Genomic DNA, 15,755 nt, shown 5'->3' with positions numbered 1-15,755 from the left:
CGAGCGGGATAAAGTGCAAGGCGCACGGAACGCAGGAATCAAGACAGTACATACAGTACGGCTTGGTTCCGAGTACTGTGCAACGCAGCAATTTCCCTGTCTAGCCACTTGCTACATGTTTTCTTGATCAAATAGGTAAAGATAAAAATATGCAGTTTTCAGAACAATGGTTACGCTCCATGGTCAACCCGGCGCTGGATACAGCGCAGCTTGGTCACGCATTGACGATGGCGGGTCTGGAAGTGGAAGAGCTGACACCAGTGGCGCCCGCTTTCCAGCGCATTGTGGTAGCGGAAATCCTGGAAGCCGCTAAGCACCCTGATGCTGACCGCTTGCAGGTCTGTAAAGTGAACGTGGGTGGCGAAATACTACAAATTGTCTGTGGCGCAGCCAATGCCCGCGCTGGCCTGAAAGCGCCTTGTGCACTGGTTGGTGCAGAGTTACCTGGTATCAGCATCAAACAGGCCAAAGTGCGTGGTGTGGAGTCATTTGGCATGATGTGCTCGGCCAAAGAGCTGGGCATTGCAGCAGAAGCGAACGGTATTCTTGAGTTGCCAGCCGACGCGCCTGTCGGCCAGAATATTCGCGAATATCTTGATCTGAACGATCATACCTACACGCTGAAACTCACTCCTAACCGTGCGGATTGTTTAAGTATCTTAGGCATCGCGCGTGATGTGGTCGCCATGACCGGCGCACCTATTCATGCGCCATTCATCCAAGAAGCGGAGGTTACCAGCCAGCAGAGCAAGGCAGTGACTGTCAACGCCAGCGAAGCATGCCCTGCCTATTACGGCAGAGTGGTCGAAGGCGTGAATGCACAAGCCGCTACACCTGATTGGATGATACGCAGGCTGGAACGCAGCGGGATACGCAGCATCAGTGCCCTGGTGGATATCACCAACTATGTATTGCTTGAACTGGGTCAGCCATTACATGCATTTGACCTGAACTTGTTGCAAGGCGATATTCAAGTGCGTTTTGCGCAAGCGGGTGAAAAACTGGCCCTGCTTAACGACACTGAAATTACTTTAAAAGCCGATGACCTGGTGATTGCCGATGCCGATGGCCCCGTCGCTTTGGCCGGGATTATGGGCGGCAAGCCTAGCTCGGTCAGCGATGCGACACAGGCTATTTTCCTTGAAAGTGCTTTCTTCACTCCGGATACCATCGCGGGTAAGGCACGTCGTCTGGGCCTGAGTACAGATTCATCTTATCGCTTCGAGCGTGGGGTTGATTTTGGCAATACCTTGCAAGCCCTGGAGCGCGCAACTGCCCTCGTGCTTGAAATCTGTGGAGGCGAGGCCGGCCCAGTCACCGCAAGTACCAGCCAATTACCAGAGCGCAAACAGGTGAGCTTGCGCTACAACCGTTTGATTTCCGTGCTAGGCATTGATATTAGTTCTGCGCAAGTCGGCCAGTTGCTGACCCAGCTTGGTTTTGTATATAGCGAAACCGGCGGCGTATTCAAGGTGAGTGCACCTAGCTTCCGCTTTGATATTGCCCGTGAAGAAGACCTGATTGAAGAAGTCGCACGCCTGCATGGCTACGAGCATATTCCTGCCTTAACGCCAGTCGCCTTACAAGGCATGCTGACTGCGCCGGAGGCCAAGCGCCACACTGATCACTTGAGTGACGTGATGGTGCAGCAAGGCTACCAGGAAGTGGTCACCTACAGTTTTGTCGATGCAGCATGGGAACGTGATCTGTACGGAAACCAGCAACCCATCGCCCTAAAGAACCCGATTGCCAGCAATCTGAGCGTGATGCGCTCTGGTTTGTGGGGCGGCTTACTCGATACCCTAAGCTACAACCTGAATCGCCAGCAATCGCGTGCGTTATTGTTTGAAGTGGGGAGCAGTTATGAGCGTCAGGTACAGGGTTATGCTGAAACCCTGACCTTATCCGGGCTATGTTTTGGTAATGCATTACCTGAGCAATGGGGTACTACAGCACGCCAGTTCGATTTTTACGATGCCAAAGCGCATGTAGAGGCCTTGTTCGCACAGCCGGTGCGTTTTGTAGCTGAGCAACATCCGGCGTTACATCCGGGACAGACAGCCCGGATTTATGCTGGTGAAAAAGCCGTTGGCTGGCTGGGTAAATTGCATCCGCAATGGCAGCAGCAATACCAGTTGAATCAGGCCTGTTTCCTGTTTGAAGTCGATGCAGATAGCATTCAAATCAGTCATGTTCCTGCTTATCAGGAAGTCAGTAAATTCTTGCCGGTGCGTCGCGATCTGGCCATGGTCGTCGACCAAAATATCTCTGCGCAGGACATGATAAATGCCATTATTGCAGAGCAAATTCCACAGTTACAAAGCGTGAAATTGTTCGATGTTTATCAGGGTAAAGGCGTGCCGGAAAACAAAAAAAGCCTTGCATTTCTTGTACTTATGCAAGATACTGCCAAGACTATGGTCGATGAGGAAGTGGACACAATCGTGTCACAAATCCTCAAAAATTGGTCATCGAATTTTTCTGCAGTACTAAGATAATTATTCGGATATTCCTCGGTGAGTCGAGGAATATCAGTTAATTCGATACTAGCGTAATCTCACATAATAAGAAGGTTCAGGGGATCGTTAATGACACTCACAAAAGCTGACTTGGCTGACTTGTTGTTTGAACAAGTTGGACTAAATAAGCGTGAAGCCAAAGATATGGTCGAAGCGTTTTTTGAAGAAGTACGTAATGCACTGGAAAATGGAGACAGCGTAAAACTTTCCGGATTTGGCAATTTTGAATTGCGTACCAAATCCGAGCGTCCAGGCCGTAACCCAAAAACAGGCGAAGAAATACCAATTTCGGCACGTCGTGTAGTGACTTTCCATGCCAGCCAGAAATTGAAATTGCGGGTAGAAGAACATTACGCAGAACAACCTTTGCAAGCACAAGCTTAATTTAGTATTTATACATGGTCGAAACGCAAAAAATCACGCTACCGCCTATCCCCGCCAAACGTTATTTCACCATTGGTGAAGTCAGCGAATTGTGTGGTGTGAAGCCGCATGTGCTGCGTTACTGGGAACAAGAGTTCACCCAGTTGAAACCTGTCAAACGCCGTGGCAATCGTCGCTACTACCAGCATCATGAAGTGCTGCTGATCCGCAAGATTCGCGAGCTGCTTTATGAACAGGGTTTTACCATCAGCGGTGCCCGTAACCGCCTGGATGGTGTGGACGAGAAAGCCGAGAAGGCCGGTCGTCTGGCAGCCGAGTCTGCCACTGCATCCACCTTGAACACGGCCGCACTTGCTGCCGAAGCTTCAAGATTACCTTCTGTCGATATCCTGGCCTTAAAAGAACAAATACAGCAGGTAATCAACTTGCTCAAAATCGCCGTTTAATTGGCTTTCCCGATACCTAAAACCGCATATTCTGCTTAGCGAATATGCGGTTTTGTTTTATAATTCAGCCTTCTTTTCAGGCGGGTTCCCGCCTGAATTCAAATGTCGGGGCGTAGCGCAGCCTGGTAGCGCACTTGCATGGGGTGCAAGGGGTCGAGTGTTCGAATCACTCCGTCCCGACCAATGGAAACTTATTAAATTAAGTGTTCCATTTTATTCAAGAAAACGGCTCTAAATCCCAAATCAAATGCAGCTGAAAACATGTCGTTTGTCGAGTGTGGAAGGTTGGATTATCAGAATTACTTGCCCCTACTGAAAGCTAATAACCGCTTCTACTATTTACGTGTTCGCTGTTCTAGGTATTTATCGCCAGCTATTTGATTTGCCTTATACATTTCATCAAGCTTGTTATTCAAAGCATCACACTTATCTTTCCATTGTTCGGAATCTTCCAAGCCGTCATTAAGGTGTGACATTAAATAATCATACCTTTCATTTTTCTGCTTTTGCGTTAAGCCTTGCTCATCCATAGATGCATTAATTGCTTTCATCCGCTTTATTCGAATGTTTGCTTTAGCGGAATATTTCGCACAGACCCCCTCTTGATTGGCTTCAACTTTTTTGATTTCGGCTTTGGAAAACGGCATTGCCTTTTCATAAGTATTTGTTGTGGTGATCGATTGCTGTGCGCATGACGTTGTTAGTAAAGCAACCAGAAAAATTATTGCTCTTATCACTATAGACCTCCGCTCTATTAGCTTTCAGGTATTAGCATACAGCAAAGAAGTTAAGGATGATTCTGTGATCGAGAAAATGCGCGAGTTGAAGGCACTAGGGCTGGGATCGTCACTAGATGAGTTTGGCACCGGCTACTCTTCACTGAAATACTTATCCATTCTGCCGGTGGATTACATCAAAATAGATCAATCTTTTGTACGTGACATGATTCCAAATAAGAGCAAGAACAGCATCATTATTGCGGTGATCGCCATTGCGAGAAGCCTGGGCATACGCGTGATTTCAGAAGGCGTGGAAACTATCCATCAGTTTGAATATTTAACTCAGGAGGGCAGTAGCTTGTTTCAGGGCTTTTACTTTTCCGAACCCGTGCAAGTGAGGTCGTTTGAAGAAGCATGGTGTGTGCTTACAGAATAAGGTATTCGTGGGTGTTTTAAAATATCAAGTCGGCTTATCAGGCATAGAAGCAATCAATAGTGATATTGATTGCTTCTATGCGTTGGGCAGATGTTCCAGGCACAGCGCTTTAAGCACTGACATCTGTTGTAGCAGATGCAGAACTTGCCGTTGATTTTTGTAAGGTATTATTTGCTGAAAAGTGGCGTGACAACGCTTCACTAAGAGGCGCTGGCCGGTTAAGGTAAAAGCCTTGTGCATAGGCCACGCCCATTTCTTCCAGGCAGTCCAGGGTGGCCTGGTCTTCTACATATTCGGCAATGGTTTGAATACCCATAGACTCCGCAACACTTTGAATGGCTTTGGCCATCGCCAGGTCGACTTTATTAATGGTGATGTCTTTTACGTAAGCACCATCCATTTTGAGAAAATCTACCGGCAGGTGTTTCAGGTAACTGAAGGAAGACATGCCACTGCCGAAGTCATCCAGCATAAATCTTGTGCCCATTGCTTTCAGCTCAGTAATCAGTTTGATGGTGTTGTCGATATTAATGATGGCCGAGGTTTCCGTGACTTCAAAACAGACATGGCTGGGAGAAATCTCATAGTTGGAAAAACACTTTTGAATGTAAGGCAGCAGGGTGGGGTCACCGAGTGACATTCCCGACAGGTTGATACTGACAATGAATGGCCTGGTGGTCGACTGTGATTTAAATAATGGTTGTAATGCCATGAATGCGTGTTGGATCACCCAGCGATCAATCTTGGTCATCAACTGATAACGTTCTGCAGAAGGAAGGAATTCGGCGGGAGGAATTATGCCGCCATGTTCGTCACGTTTGCGGATCAGGATTTCGTAGAAAGGAGGCAGCTCTTTCTGCTGCATGGGGAATATCCCCTGGCAGTACAGCACAAAATCATTATGCTCTATGGCTTCGTTGATGCGTAATACCCACTCCATCTCGACGTGCCGCTTGAGTAATACATCATCTTCCGGGTGGAACAAATGTATCTGGTTACGGCCATTGTCTTTTGCCACATAGCAGGCTGCATCTGCATGGCGGGTGATCTGGCCAACGTCTTTCAGGTCGGCGGTAACTTCCACAATGCCGATACTGATGCCGGTCTGGAACAGGCGGCCTTCGTGCATAAACCTGAACGCTTCTACCATCTGGCGTAGCTGCACGGCGATTTCAATCGCTTTTTCAACCTGGCAATAGCTGAGCAGCAAACCGAATTCATCGCCGCCAAGACGTGCAAAGGTGTCTTCCGCACGGATGCGCTGGCTCAAAATCATGCTGATCTGCCTCAGCATCTCATCGCCGGCTGGATGGCCACAAGTGTCATTGATAACGCGGAACTGGTCCAGATCCATATAGCAGAACACATGGTTGGCACGGTGCTGTTTCACGTCTTCCAGCGCCTGTTGCAGGCGTCTTTCCAGTTCCTGCCGATTGACTAGTCCTGTCAGGGCATCATGCCTTGCCTGGTAGCGTAATTGTGCCTGTGCATCCTGGATACGATGGCGCATATCGGCTTCGACATGTTGCATCTCTCTGGAAATCTCGTTGATAGTCGTTTGCAGGGAGTTGATTTCAGGCAGCGTATTCTTTACCTGGCTGATGTGCTGGTTACCTACAACAAACCGTTTCAAAGCCGCTGTCAATTCACGAATAGGCTGGCTGATAGAGCGGCTCACCCAATAGACCAGCACCGAACATAGCATCAGTCCCAAGGTGATGTAACCGATATTCCTGATGAATGCCTGCCGGTGATCTTCTATCATTGCGGCCTTATCAATGGCGACAAACACAAACCCGAGCAGGGCATGTTTGGATTCGCTAGTGAAGATTCTCACCATGGTCACGTCATGCGTAGCCTGCTGCATTACCATAGTTTCTTGTTGCGGTAATGATTCGTTCACGATGAAAGAGGCGCCAAGTTGCGCCAGCGGACGGTTATCCGCATCGGTAATCATTAGTGAGAGGTAAGGCTCGCGGTCAAGCTGGCTGGCTTTGAGCAGCCGGTCTATATATGGGCGGCCATGCAGCTCTGATTGGTTGTGAACAACGGCGGAGAGGAATTTGGCGGTGGTCAGCGCATGTTGACTAAGCTTTTCTTCGTCTCGCTGTAATTGCTCCTGAAAATCAAACAGCAAGAAGGAACAAGATAAGGCGAATACTGGCGCGATCACCAGTAACAATAGCCTGGACTGAATACTTAAGGTTTGGAAAAATTGCATGGTTCCAGGTAATTCATTTAATTCAAAGCAGCGGTTAATACGTGAGGATGAGCATAGTAAATCGCGCTAGCTGAAGTCATGACATCCCCCCGGATTTCGTGTATAAGTCCAAAAGATAATATGGTAACAATTAATCTGCAGTCATTTACCAGATCGTTCATCCAGTCCCGCCAGCAAGTCCAATCAGGCCCGCAGGTTTGTTAACTTGTTTTTGCAGAAGAGTGTATTTGTTTTTTCATGATACAGCAAATTTATATCACAGATTATTTGTCTGATGCAGCAGCCGATACAGCGGCTGTGATTGAGCGCCTGACAGAGCAATGTCCCGTGCTGTTGAAAGCCGACTGGCAGGTGGTGTCTGCGACGCCTTTAAGCGCTTTATTTGACACCTTGCACTCTGTATCACCTGGCATATCAAAAGTGGCAGCAATCCTGCGCGCACGACAAACTTCTTTAAAAGGTCTGCCGGCATTATGTCTGTTGCCGGTGCATCTGGGTTTGCAACTGGATACCTTTTCGCTCAAGGGGACTGTCCCGCTGTCGCCGGAAGTATATGCCTATTTGACGGATATGCTGCAGCAGCATTTTCAGCAGGATTTCATCGTGCATGCGACCGCCGAGCAGCGATTCTGGTGGGTACAGCCAAACCATCTTTTAGATGTCCAGTGCCCCTGGCCGCAAGACTGTTTATATCAGCAGGCTTTTCAATGGCAGCCACAAGGCACGCATGCGTCGCTGATACGGCAATGGACCAATGAAAGCCAGATGCTGCTACACCCTCTTTCTCATGACCAGAATTTGCCGGGCTGGCCAGCACAATTGAACAGTCTATGGTTTGCAAGTGTGCCGGATGTGCCGGTATGGAAACATCAGTGGCAAGCTGTTTTCGGCACCGGCGCAGTGTTTGACGGGTTGCGGGTATCTGAACTACCGGCAGTGAAACAGCTGTCTATGGCGCAGATGCTGGAGGATGCGTCCATCACGAATGCGCTCATGGTTGTTGACCAGCCAGATCAGGTTGACTGGCATAGTCTTTCTGCGGCACTCCAGCAAGGCCGCATATCTACACTTGAGATTGTATTGCCACTGGCCGAGCGCAGCATACGTGTGACCTACAGAAAGCGTTACCGCTGGCAGTTCTGGCGTAAGACTTATACATTACCAGCCTTGTTTGACATGCTTGAAGCTTCATTGCCAAGCTTTAAAATACCCGAGTCTCTTTAACAGCGTTTGGGTTTATCCGGAATATAAATTCAGCCAAAATGAAAATTCAGCAAAGACAATACTCCACGACCTCTTTCCAGGCCTTGCAGGCACAAGGATTGCCAGACTTGATGGCCCGCTTGCTGGCCGCCAGGGCGGTTTCGGTCGAGGACTGGACTTTGCAGGACATGCCGCATCTGCTAAAGCCGCAGGCCTTGACCGGCTGTGCCGAGATGGCACGCTTGCTGGCCGATGCCATTCAGGGAAAGAAAAAGCTCCTGATCATTGGCGATTATGATGCAGATGGAGCGACTGCGACCAGCGTCGCCATGCGCGGATTGAGCATGATGGGGGCACAGGTCGATTTTCTGGTGCCCAACCGGTTTGAATATGGCTATGGCTTGACGCCGGAAATTGTCGCGCTGGCCGCACAACAGCAACCGGATGTGATTTTAACGGTAGACAACGGTATTGCCAGTATCGATGGTGTCAGCGCGGCGAAATCCCTGGGTATGCAGGTGTTGATCACCGATCACCATTTGCCAGCCGATCAGACCCCGATCGCCGATTGTATCGTTAACCCAAACCAGCGAGGCTGTGATTTCCCAAGTAAACATCTGGCGGGGGTAGGTGTGATGTTTTATGTGCTGATAGCCCTGCGCGCCGAGCTCAAGCAACGTGGTTTGTTCGTTGAAGAGTCAGTCCACCTGGGCAGCCTGCTGGATCTGGTGGCATTGGGCACCGTGGCTGACCTGGTCAAGCTGGACGCCAATAACCGCATCCTGGTTAGGCAAGGCTTAAAGCGTATCCGCCAAGGTCAGGCCTGCCCGGGCATTCTGGCGATTTTGAAACTGGCCGGGCGTAATGCTGAACAGGTCACCGCACAAGATTTAGGATTTTATGTCGGCCCGCGCCTGAATGCGGCGGGCAGGCTGGATGATATGACCATCGGTATCCGTTGCCTGCTGGCAACCACGCCACAGGAAGCCATGATGTATGCGCAGCAGTTACACGTGCTGAATGCGGAGCGCAAACAGATCGAGGCAGAAATGCAGTGGGATGCCATGGCCGACCTGACGCAGGATTTTCAGGATAGCCAATACACTATCAGCGTATTTCAGCCAGACTGGCACCAGGGCGTGATTGGCATTCTTGCCTCGCGTATCAAAGAGCGTTTTCACCGGCCGGTGATTGCATTTGCAGATGCCGGGGATGGATTGATTAAAGGGTCAGGCCGTTCGATCGCGGGGTTACACCTGCGGGATGCGCTGGACCTGGTGACCAAGCTGCAGCCTGATTTAATCATTAAATTTGGCGGGCATGCCATGGCCGCTGGCTTGAGCATACGTGAACAGGATTTTGCACGCTTCCAGCAAACGTTTGAGCAAGTGGTGCAACAGCTGATTAATGCTGAAACCCTGCAACAAGTGCTGGAAACGGATGGTGTCCTCCAGGTGCATGAGATGACACTGGAAAATGCAGAAGTCCTGGGCCATCAAGTATGGGGTCAGGGCTTTCCGCCGCCTTTGTTTTATGATGATTTCGAAGTCATACAGCAGCGTATCCTGGGCGAAAAGCACCTTAAGTTGCGCCTGCAAAAGCAGGGCGCGCAGTTCGAGGCCATTTACTTCCAGCATGCTATTTTGTTGCCGGAAAAAGTCACACTTGCTTATGCCCTGCAGATCAACGAGTTTAATGGCGCCAGGAATCTGCAACTGCAAGTGGTACATGCGGATATTGCTTGAGACAGGTTCAAGCCCGGTTTTCAGATTAGCTTTTCAAACCAGGCAAGATTTAGCCTTAGGGCGAACCTCTTAAATACGGTAAAATACAGCCTTCATTCAAGAGGTTAAACATGGCGCGTCCATTTAAAACACCTAAACCAGGTACTCCCGCAAAACGTCCAGCAGCACCCCAGCCACCTGCGATAGAAGCAGAAGGCGATGAGTCTGCTGCTCCGGCACGTGCAGGGCATCGCTTGCATAAACTGCTGGCGCTGGCAGGGTTTGGTTCCCGCCGCGACATGGAAACGCTGATTGAAAGTGGCCGCATCACCATTAATGGTCAGGTGGCACTGGTCGGTGCCATCGTCAATGAGCAGGATATCGTGCGCCTTGATAGCCGCATCCTGCATTTACCGTTTGAGCCTGAGCTGCCGCAGATATTGCTGTACCACAAACCGGAAGGTGAACTGGTCAGCCAGGATGACCCGGAAGGCCGTGCCACCGTATTTGATAAATTACCCAAGATTAAACAGGGTAAATGGATTGCGATTGGCCGTCTGGACATGAACACCAGCGGCTTGCTGATATTCACCAATTCGGGCGAACTGGCTAACCATTTCATGCATCCGCGTTATGAGGTCGAGCGCGAGTATGCCGTGCGTATTCTGGGTGAGCTGACTGAAGACCAGTTAGCGCAACTGAAACAGGGGATTGAGCTGGAAGACGGCCCGGCTAATTTTGAGAGCATCCACGCCAGTGGCGGCGAGGGTGTCAACAAATGGTACCAGGTGGTGATTAAAGAAGGCCGTAACCGCGAAGTGCGTCGCCTGTTCGAGGCATTTCATTTGCCGGTGAGCCGTTTGATGCGTGTGCGCTTCGGCCCTATCAATTTACCGCCACGCCTGAAACGCGGCACCATGCTTAAGTTAGAGCAAAAACAAGTGGTGGGTATCCTGGAGTGGGCGGGTCTGCCGGTGCCACACAAGCCACTCAAGCAATTAAGCCCGCGCGAAAAAGACCGTGCGACCAGCGTGTTCGTACCTAAAGTGCGCAAGCAGCGCCGCAGCCTGCTGGAAAGCGCCAATGGACCTGCGCCTGAAAAACCTGCACGCCCGGCACCGCCACCAGGCACGCGCCGTATTCGTCAGGATTCAGATTTGAAGCAGGCTTCACGCCAGAATGCGCGCGTGAATACGCGTGCTAAGAGGCCTGGGACAAAAAAGCCTGGCGCTTAAAAAAGCCAGGAACTTAAATTTAATTGCCCGCAATCGCAGCCGCGGTTAATTTGAATAAAGCTAAACTTGAGTTGACTTTGCGTTAAAGCAAAACAGACAAGTTAAGCAGATTTGTATGGTGGTAAAAAAAGCTCTACGCAACGTAGAGCTTTTCGTTTTATAGCTGAAGCTTTACTCTGTAGGCAAAACTGCTTCCAGCAAATCCTCTTTAGTCAGCATAAACACAAACTGGTCACCGCCACTGGTATCCAGCCAGGTGAATGGCAGGTCAGGGTAGGCTTCATGCAAGGCATCACGATTGTGGCCGATCTCGACAACCAGCACACCGCCATCATTCAGGTATTCACTGGCCTGTGTCAACAGCGTATGTGTATGATCAAGACCAGCATCACCACTGCCTAATGCCAGTTGCGGCTCCTGGCGGTATTCTGCCGGCAGTTCAGCCATGCTGGGCGCATCCACATAGGGCGGGTTGCTGATAATCACATCATATTTGCGGCCCTTGAGCGCACTAAACATATCGGATTGCACCGCCTGCACCTGGTCTTCCAATGCGTAGCGCTTGATATTGATATTGCTGACATCAATCGCATCAGAGGAAATATCGATAACGTCGATATGCGCATTCGGGAACGCTTCAGCCAGTAATATGCCCAGGCAGCCGGAACCGGTACAGATATCGGCAGCAGATTCGACCATTTCCGGGAACTCTACCCACGGTTGCAGGCCATTTTCCAGCAGTTCGGCGATAAACGAACGTGGCACGATCACACGCTCATCGACATAAAACTTATAGCCGCGCAACCAGGCTTCATTGACCAGGTAAGCGGTGGGCGTGTGTTCGCTGACGCGTTTTTCTATCAGCGTAGCCAGGTGCCGGTTTTCTTCTGTAGTCAGGCGCGCATCCAGGAAGTTATCCAGTGTGTCGTGCGGCAGGTGCAGGGCGCTCATGACCAGCCAGACGGCTTCGTCATAGCTGTTGTCGGTGCCGTGGCCATAAAAAATATCTGAGTTTTCAAAACGGCTGACCGCATAGCGCAGCCAGTCACGTATGGTTTGTAGAGTGTCGGTCATATCTTATTTCAGCAGTAACTGCATGGTGCGTTTGTAGGTTTCCTTGAGCGGTTCAATATCTGCAACCGCCACACATTCATTCAGTTTGTGGATGGTGGCATTCAAAGGTCCGAACTCAATCACTTCCCGGCAAATTTCAGCGATAAAACGGCCGTCAGAAGTGCCACCTGTGGTCGATAGTTCCGGCGTGATGCCGTAACTTTGTTGAATCGCCTCACTGATAGCGGCCACCAGTTCACCGCGTGGCGTGATGTAAGACTGATTATGTTCCCAGTCCAGCGTATATTCCAGCGCATGTTTGTCCAGGATGGCATGCACACGTGAGCGCAGGCTGGTTTCTGCACTGCCCTGACCATCTACTTCCGGGCAGTAGCGGAAATTAAACAGGATCTCTACTTCACCTGGCACCACATTGGTCGCGCCGGTGCCGCCATTCATATTGGAAATTTGCCATGACGTCGGCGGAAAGTATTCGTTGCCGTTATCCCACACAGTTTCAACCATGTCTTTGATCGCAGGCGCGACTAAATGAATCGGATTTTTCACCAGGTGCGGGTAAGCGATATGGCCTTGTATGCCTTTAACAACGAGCTTCCCTGATAGTGAACCACGGCGGCCATTTTTAATCATGTCTCCTACCAGCTTGTTGCTGGTCGGTTCGCCGACGATGCAGTAATCAAAAGTCTCACCGCGCGCCTGTAGCGCTTCAACCACTTTGACCGTGCCTTCAATGGCAATGCCTTCTTCGTCAGAAGTCACCAGCAAACCAATGGAGCCAGGGTGATCAGGATTTTCCGCAATAAACTCCTCAATACTGGTGATAAACGCCGCCAGTGAAGTTTTCATATCCGCCGCACCACGGGCATACAGCATGCCGTCTTTAATGGTCGGTTCAAACGGTGGTGTATGCCATTGGTCCAGCGGACCGGTCGGTACCACATCCGTATGCCCGGCAAATACAATCAGCGGGCTGGTTGTGCCACGGCGTGCATAAAAATTATCTACCTCACCAAAGCGCATACGCTCGATCTTAAAACCCAGCGCCTCCAGTCGTGCAATCATTGTTTCCTGGCAATCGGCATCTGCCGGTGTCAGTGAGCGGCGTTTGAGTAAATCAATGGCAAGTTCCAGTGTCTTGGACATAAGCATTATTCTTTGGCGAAAAGTTGGGAGTAGTCGGCTTCGTTAAAGCCAAGTGCGAGAATCTGGTTTTGATTGACCAACACCGGACGTTTGATGACAGAGGTTTTATCCTGCATCAGCGGCAAGGCGCTGGCGGCATCAACCACCGCATTTTTTTCGGTATCACTCAGGTTGCGCCAGGTCATGCCGCTACGGTTGACCAGTTTTTCCCAGGGCTGCTGGGACAGCCATTGCTGGCCGGTGGCAGCGTCTAGGCCGAGCTTTTTAAAGTCGTGGAATTCATAAGCGATTGCGTGCTGGTCCAGCCAGGCCCGCGCTTTCTTGACGGTGCTGCAATTGGGGATGCCGTAAAGTTTCATGACGGTAATTCTTGGTCAAAGAAACTATTTTACCAGCCAGCGACTTGGGTGTTGAAATTTATTCGGGTTCGCCTGGTCGGGTAAGTGCATTCAGGCTGTATGCATACAATCAGCGAAAGAGGCTAAAACAGACTTTTGGTGGTGGATTTGAGTTGCAGTTCACTGAATACATCAAACAGGAATTTCTGCTCTACCGGTTTAGAGAACAGGTAGCCTTGCATCTGGTCACAGTTGATGCTGACCAGGGCCTGGCGCTGGTCTTCGTCTTCTACGCCTTCGGCCACCACGTTCAGGTCCAGCGCATGTGCCAGTTTGACAATCGCTTCTACAATAGACAGCGAGGTTTTTGAAGCCGCCACGCCTTTGGTCAGTGAACGGTCCAGTTTGACTTCGCTGATCTCCAGGTCTTGCAGATGCGTCAGGCTGAACGGGTGCAGGCCAAAGTCATCCAGGGAGATTTTCAAACCCTGTTTTTTAAAGTGACGTAAGGTTTCCTTGAACTGTGCCTGGTGATGGATAGCCGTGGTTTCAGACACTTCCAGGATCAGGTTGCGCGCTTCTACCTGATGTTCTTCCAGAATGGCTTGAATATGCGCATCCAGGTGCTTGTTCCTGAATTGCTGGTTAGACAGGTTGACTGAGATACTCAGGTCTATACCTCTATCCCTGGCCTGGCTGATGGTACTGCAGGTTTGCGAAATCACCCAGGCATTGATTTCTTCAATCATGCCAAAACGTTCGGCCGCCTCAATAAAGAGGGTAGGCGAGAGCAGGCCGCGGGTGGGGTGCTGCCAGCGTAACAAAGCTTCAGCACCATGCACCAGCCGGGTGACGGCATCGACCTTGGGCTGGAACAGTAGCCTGAATTCCTGTTCGGTAATGGCTTTTTTCAGTTCAATGCGTGTCTGCTGCATTTCATCCGAAGCCTGCTCGATTTCGGCATCGAAAAAACGATACTGGTTCTTGCCGTTTTCCTTAGCCTTGTACATGGCTGCATCGGCATTCAATTTGAGTTTTTGCAGGTTGCCATCCTGCGGATACATGGAAATACCGATAGAGCAGGAAATCTCGATCACATGATTTTCGATAACAAATGTCTCGCGTAGTGAGTCAATAATGCGCTGGATCACAGTCACCGCACTCTGGTGATTCTCAATTTCACTGAGTACGGCAATAAATTCATCACCACCTGCGCGAGCCACATAATCACAGTTACGGATAGCATTGCTAATGCGTTTGGCAACCTCTATCAACAGCAAGTCACCAATGTGGTGGCCAAACTGGTCATTGACCGGTTTAAAGTGGTCAAGATCAATGTAGGCCAGTGCCAGTGATTCGCCATTGCGGTCACAGCGTTTGGCACTGATGGCCAGATGCTGGTTGAGCGCATCGCGGTTAGGCAGGTGGGTAAGCGGGTCGTAAGCGAGGAATTTCTTGCTAGCATCTTGCGTATTGCGGAAAGTCAGTTTGCTTTGCGCGAGATCGACATTGCGCTCGTAAAAGATCACCAGGATAAACGAGGTGATAAACAGCAGCACCGGTGCCAGTGTTAACAACAGTACCAGATAATTGCCCGCCTGGTCAGTGGGCTGCCCGATAAACATATTGTTATGCAGAATACTGAGGTTGATCGCTGCATGCGAAGCGAGGAAGCCCAGGGCAATTTCGACTGCAAACATCACTTTCAGGCGTTGCAGAGCCTTGCCTTCATAGCTCTTGATCCACAGCATGGTGACAATGGCAAGCGCCGAAGTCAGGCAGGTCAGGAAAAATGCAAACAGGGCAGTCCAGGTATCAATACGGGCGTTTATGGTGCCGGCACTGATCTGGTAGAAATAGGAAAGCAGGTAACCGCTGATGGCGGCCGCAAACGACGCATATAGCAGTTCACGCAGCGGCAGTTTTTTCTTATTGACGGTATTGAGCAGCGAAAGTGCAAGCATGTATGCGCACAACAGGCTGCCAATAAAGTCGACCGGGTGTTCAGTGATTTTGGGGAAGTTGTCTGCGGACATCTGGTAGCCACAGTGCAGCAGGAATACACCAAGTGCTACGACCAGTGCATTTTTTCTGAGCATGGAGTCGTGGTCTTTGGCTGTGACTTTACGTAGCCTGTCGACCAGTTCAAACGCAAAATAGCACCCGACCACACTGAGTGTGAACAGAACCGGGATAAGGAATTGCGTTGTAGTCATATTGTGAGTAATTACACGATTATTTTGATTGTTGGTGTTGTGACACTACTACGATTTTTTACTGTTACGGTTTGTTGCTTATTAACTCATTCTCCAC

13 protein-coding genes and 1 tRNA gene are annotated in these 15,755 nt (G+C 50.1%); 8 read left to right on the top strand and 6 right to left on the bottom strand.

What is annotated here, in order from left to right; genetic code table 11:
- The first annotated feature begins 149 nt into the window (after positions 1 to 149).
- The 4 genes from pheT to ACFQ2T_RS04545 all read left to right on the top strand — a co-directional run bounded on the left by pheT (position 150) and on the right by ACFQ2T_RS04545 (position 3,532).
- On the top strand, positions 150 to 2,498 hold the full coding sequence (gene pheT / locus ACFQ2T_RS04560; RefSeq protein ID WP_379031107.1) for a phenylalanine--tRNA ligase subunit beta: 2,349 nt from the start codon (positions 150 to 152) through the stop codon (positions 2,496 to 2,498).
- 90 nt (positions 2,499 to 2,588) lie between these two features.
- Positions 2,589 to 2,903 carry an integration host factor subunit alpha gene (locus tag ACFQ2T_RS04555; RefSeq protein WP_055826063.1) on the top strand — a complete coding sequence of 105 codons (315 nt, stop codon included), beginning with the start codon at positions 2,589 to 2,591 and terminating at the stop codon, positions 2,901 to 2,903.
- Positions 2,904 to 2,917: 14 nt separating this feature from the next.
- A complete protein-coding gene (locus ACFQ2T_RS04550) occupies positions 2,918 to 3,349 on the top strand; it encodes a MerR family transcriptional regulator (protein ID WP_379031105.1) in 432 nt (143 codons plus the stop codon).
- A 106-nt stretch (positions 3,350 to 3,455) separates the two neighbouring features.
- Positions 3,456 to 3,532 (top strand) — tRNA-Pro (locus ACFQ2T_RS04545).
- Positions 3,533 to 3,684: 152 nt separating this feature from the next.
- On the opposite strand, the gene ACFQ2T_RS04540 is transcribed toward ACFQ2T_RS04545, so the two are convergent.
- Positions 3,685 to 4,086 (bottom strand): hypothetical protein, encoded by a 402-nt coding sequence (locus ACFQ2T_RS04540; protein ID WP_379033958.1) that lies wholly within the window; start codon positions 4,084 to 4,086, stop codon positions 3,685 to 3,687.
- Between ACFQ2T_RS04540 and ACFQ2T_RS04535 the strand changes: the two genes are divergently transcribed.
- Positions 4,019 to 4,504: an EAL domain-containing protein gene (locus ACFQ2T_RS04535; protein WP_379031102.1), complete on the top strand. Its 486-nt coding sequence runs from the start codon at positions 4,019 to 4,021 to the stop codon at positions 4,502 to 4,504. The genes ACFQ2T_RS04540 and ACFQ2T_RS04535 overlap by 68 nt on opposite strands.
- A 109-nt stretch (positions 4,505 to 4,613) precedes the next feature.
- On the opposite strand, the gene ACFQ2T_RS04530 is transcribed toward ACFQ2T_RS04535, so the two are convergent.
- Positions 4,614 to 6,725 (bottom strand): putative bifunctional diguanylate cyclase/phosphodiesterase, encoded by a 2,112-nt coding sequence (locus tag ACFQ2T_RS04530; protein WP_379031099.1) that lies wholly within the window; start codon positions 6,723 to 6,725, stop codon positions 4,614 to 4,616.
- 237 nt (positions 6,726 to 6,962) lie between these two features.
- Here ACFQ2T_RS04530 and ACFQ2T_RS04525 point away from each other — a divergent pair, with 237 nt between their 5' ends.
- The 3 genes from ACFQ2T_RS04525 (at position 6,963) to rluB (ending at position 10,887) form a co-directional block, all read left to right on the top strand.
- Entirely contained in the window at positions 6,963 to 7,949 is a 987-nt protein-coding gene (locus ACFQ2T_RS04525; RefSeq protein ID WP_379031096.1) for a hypothetical protein, read from the top strand.
- A gap of 38 nt (positions 7,950 to 7,987) precedes the next feature.
- Entirely contained in the window at positions 7,988 to 9,673 is a 1,686-nt protein-coding gene (gene recJ, locus ACFQ2T_RS04520) for a single-stranded-DNA-specific exonuclease RecJ (protein WP_379031093.1), read from the top strand.
- Between the two features lie 110 nt (positions 9,674 to 9,783).
- Complete coding sequence (gene rluB, locus ACFQ2T_RS04515) at positions 9,784 to 10,887, top strand: 23S rRNA pseudouridine(2605) synthase RluB (RefSeq protein ID WP_379031090.1); 1,104 nt, start codon at positions 9,784 to 9,786, stop codon at positions 10,885 to 10,887.
- Positions 10,888 to 11,058: 171 nt separating this feature from the next.
- Here rluB and prmB read toward each other — a convergent pair whose 3' ends face one another.
- The 4 genes from prmB to ACFQ2T_RS04495 form a co-directional block, all read right to left on the bottom strand.
- On the bottom strand, positions 11,059 to 11,961 hold the full coding sequence (gene prmB, locus ACFQ2T_RS04510) for a 50S ribosomal protein L3 N(5)-glutamine methyltransferase (protein WP_379031087.1): 903 nt from the start codon (positions 11,959 to 11,961) through the stop codon (positions 11,059 to 11,061).
- A 3-nt stretch (positions 11,962 to 11,964) separates the two neighbouring features.
- The gene (gene dapE, locus ACFQ2T_RS04505) at positions 11,965 to 13,104 is read right to left on the bottom strand and encodes a succinyl-diaminopimelate desuccinylase (RefSeq protein ID WP_379031085.1); all 1,140 of its coding nucleotides are present in this window, start codon (positions 13,102 to 13,104) and stop codon (positions 11,965 to 11,967) included.
- A gap of 5 nt (positions 13,105 to 13,109) precedes the next feature.
- Positions 13,110 to 13,463, bottom strand: a complete 354-nt coding sequence (locus tag ACFQ2T_RS04500; RefSeq protein WP_379031083.1) for an ArsC family reductase — start codon at positions 13,461 to 13,463, stop codon at positions 13,110 to 13,112.
- A gap of 122 nt (positions 13,464 to 13,585) precedes the next feature.
- Positions 13,586 to 15,658 carry a bifunctional diguanylate cyclase/phosphodiesterase gene (locus ACFQ2T_RS04495; protein ID WP_379031080.1) on the bottom strand — a complete coding sequence of 691 codons (2,073 nt, stop codon included), beginning with the start codon at positions 15,656 to 15,658 and terminating at the stop codon, positions 13,586 to 13,588.
- Positions 15,659 to 15,755 lie beyond the last annotated feature (97 nt).

Origin of the sequence: Methylophilus flavus (assembly GCF_042678905.1) — a bacterium.
Taxonomy (GTDB): Bacteria; Pseudomonadota; Gammaproteobacteria; order Burkholderiales; family Methylophilaceae; genus Methylophilus; species Methylophilus flavus.
Note: the sequence above shows the minus strand (reverse complement) of the source record. Positions and strands in the feature narration are given on the sequence as shown.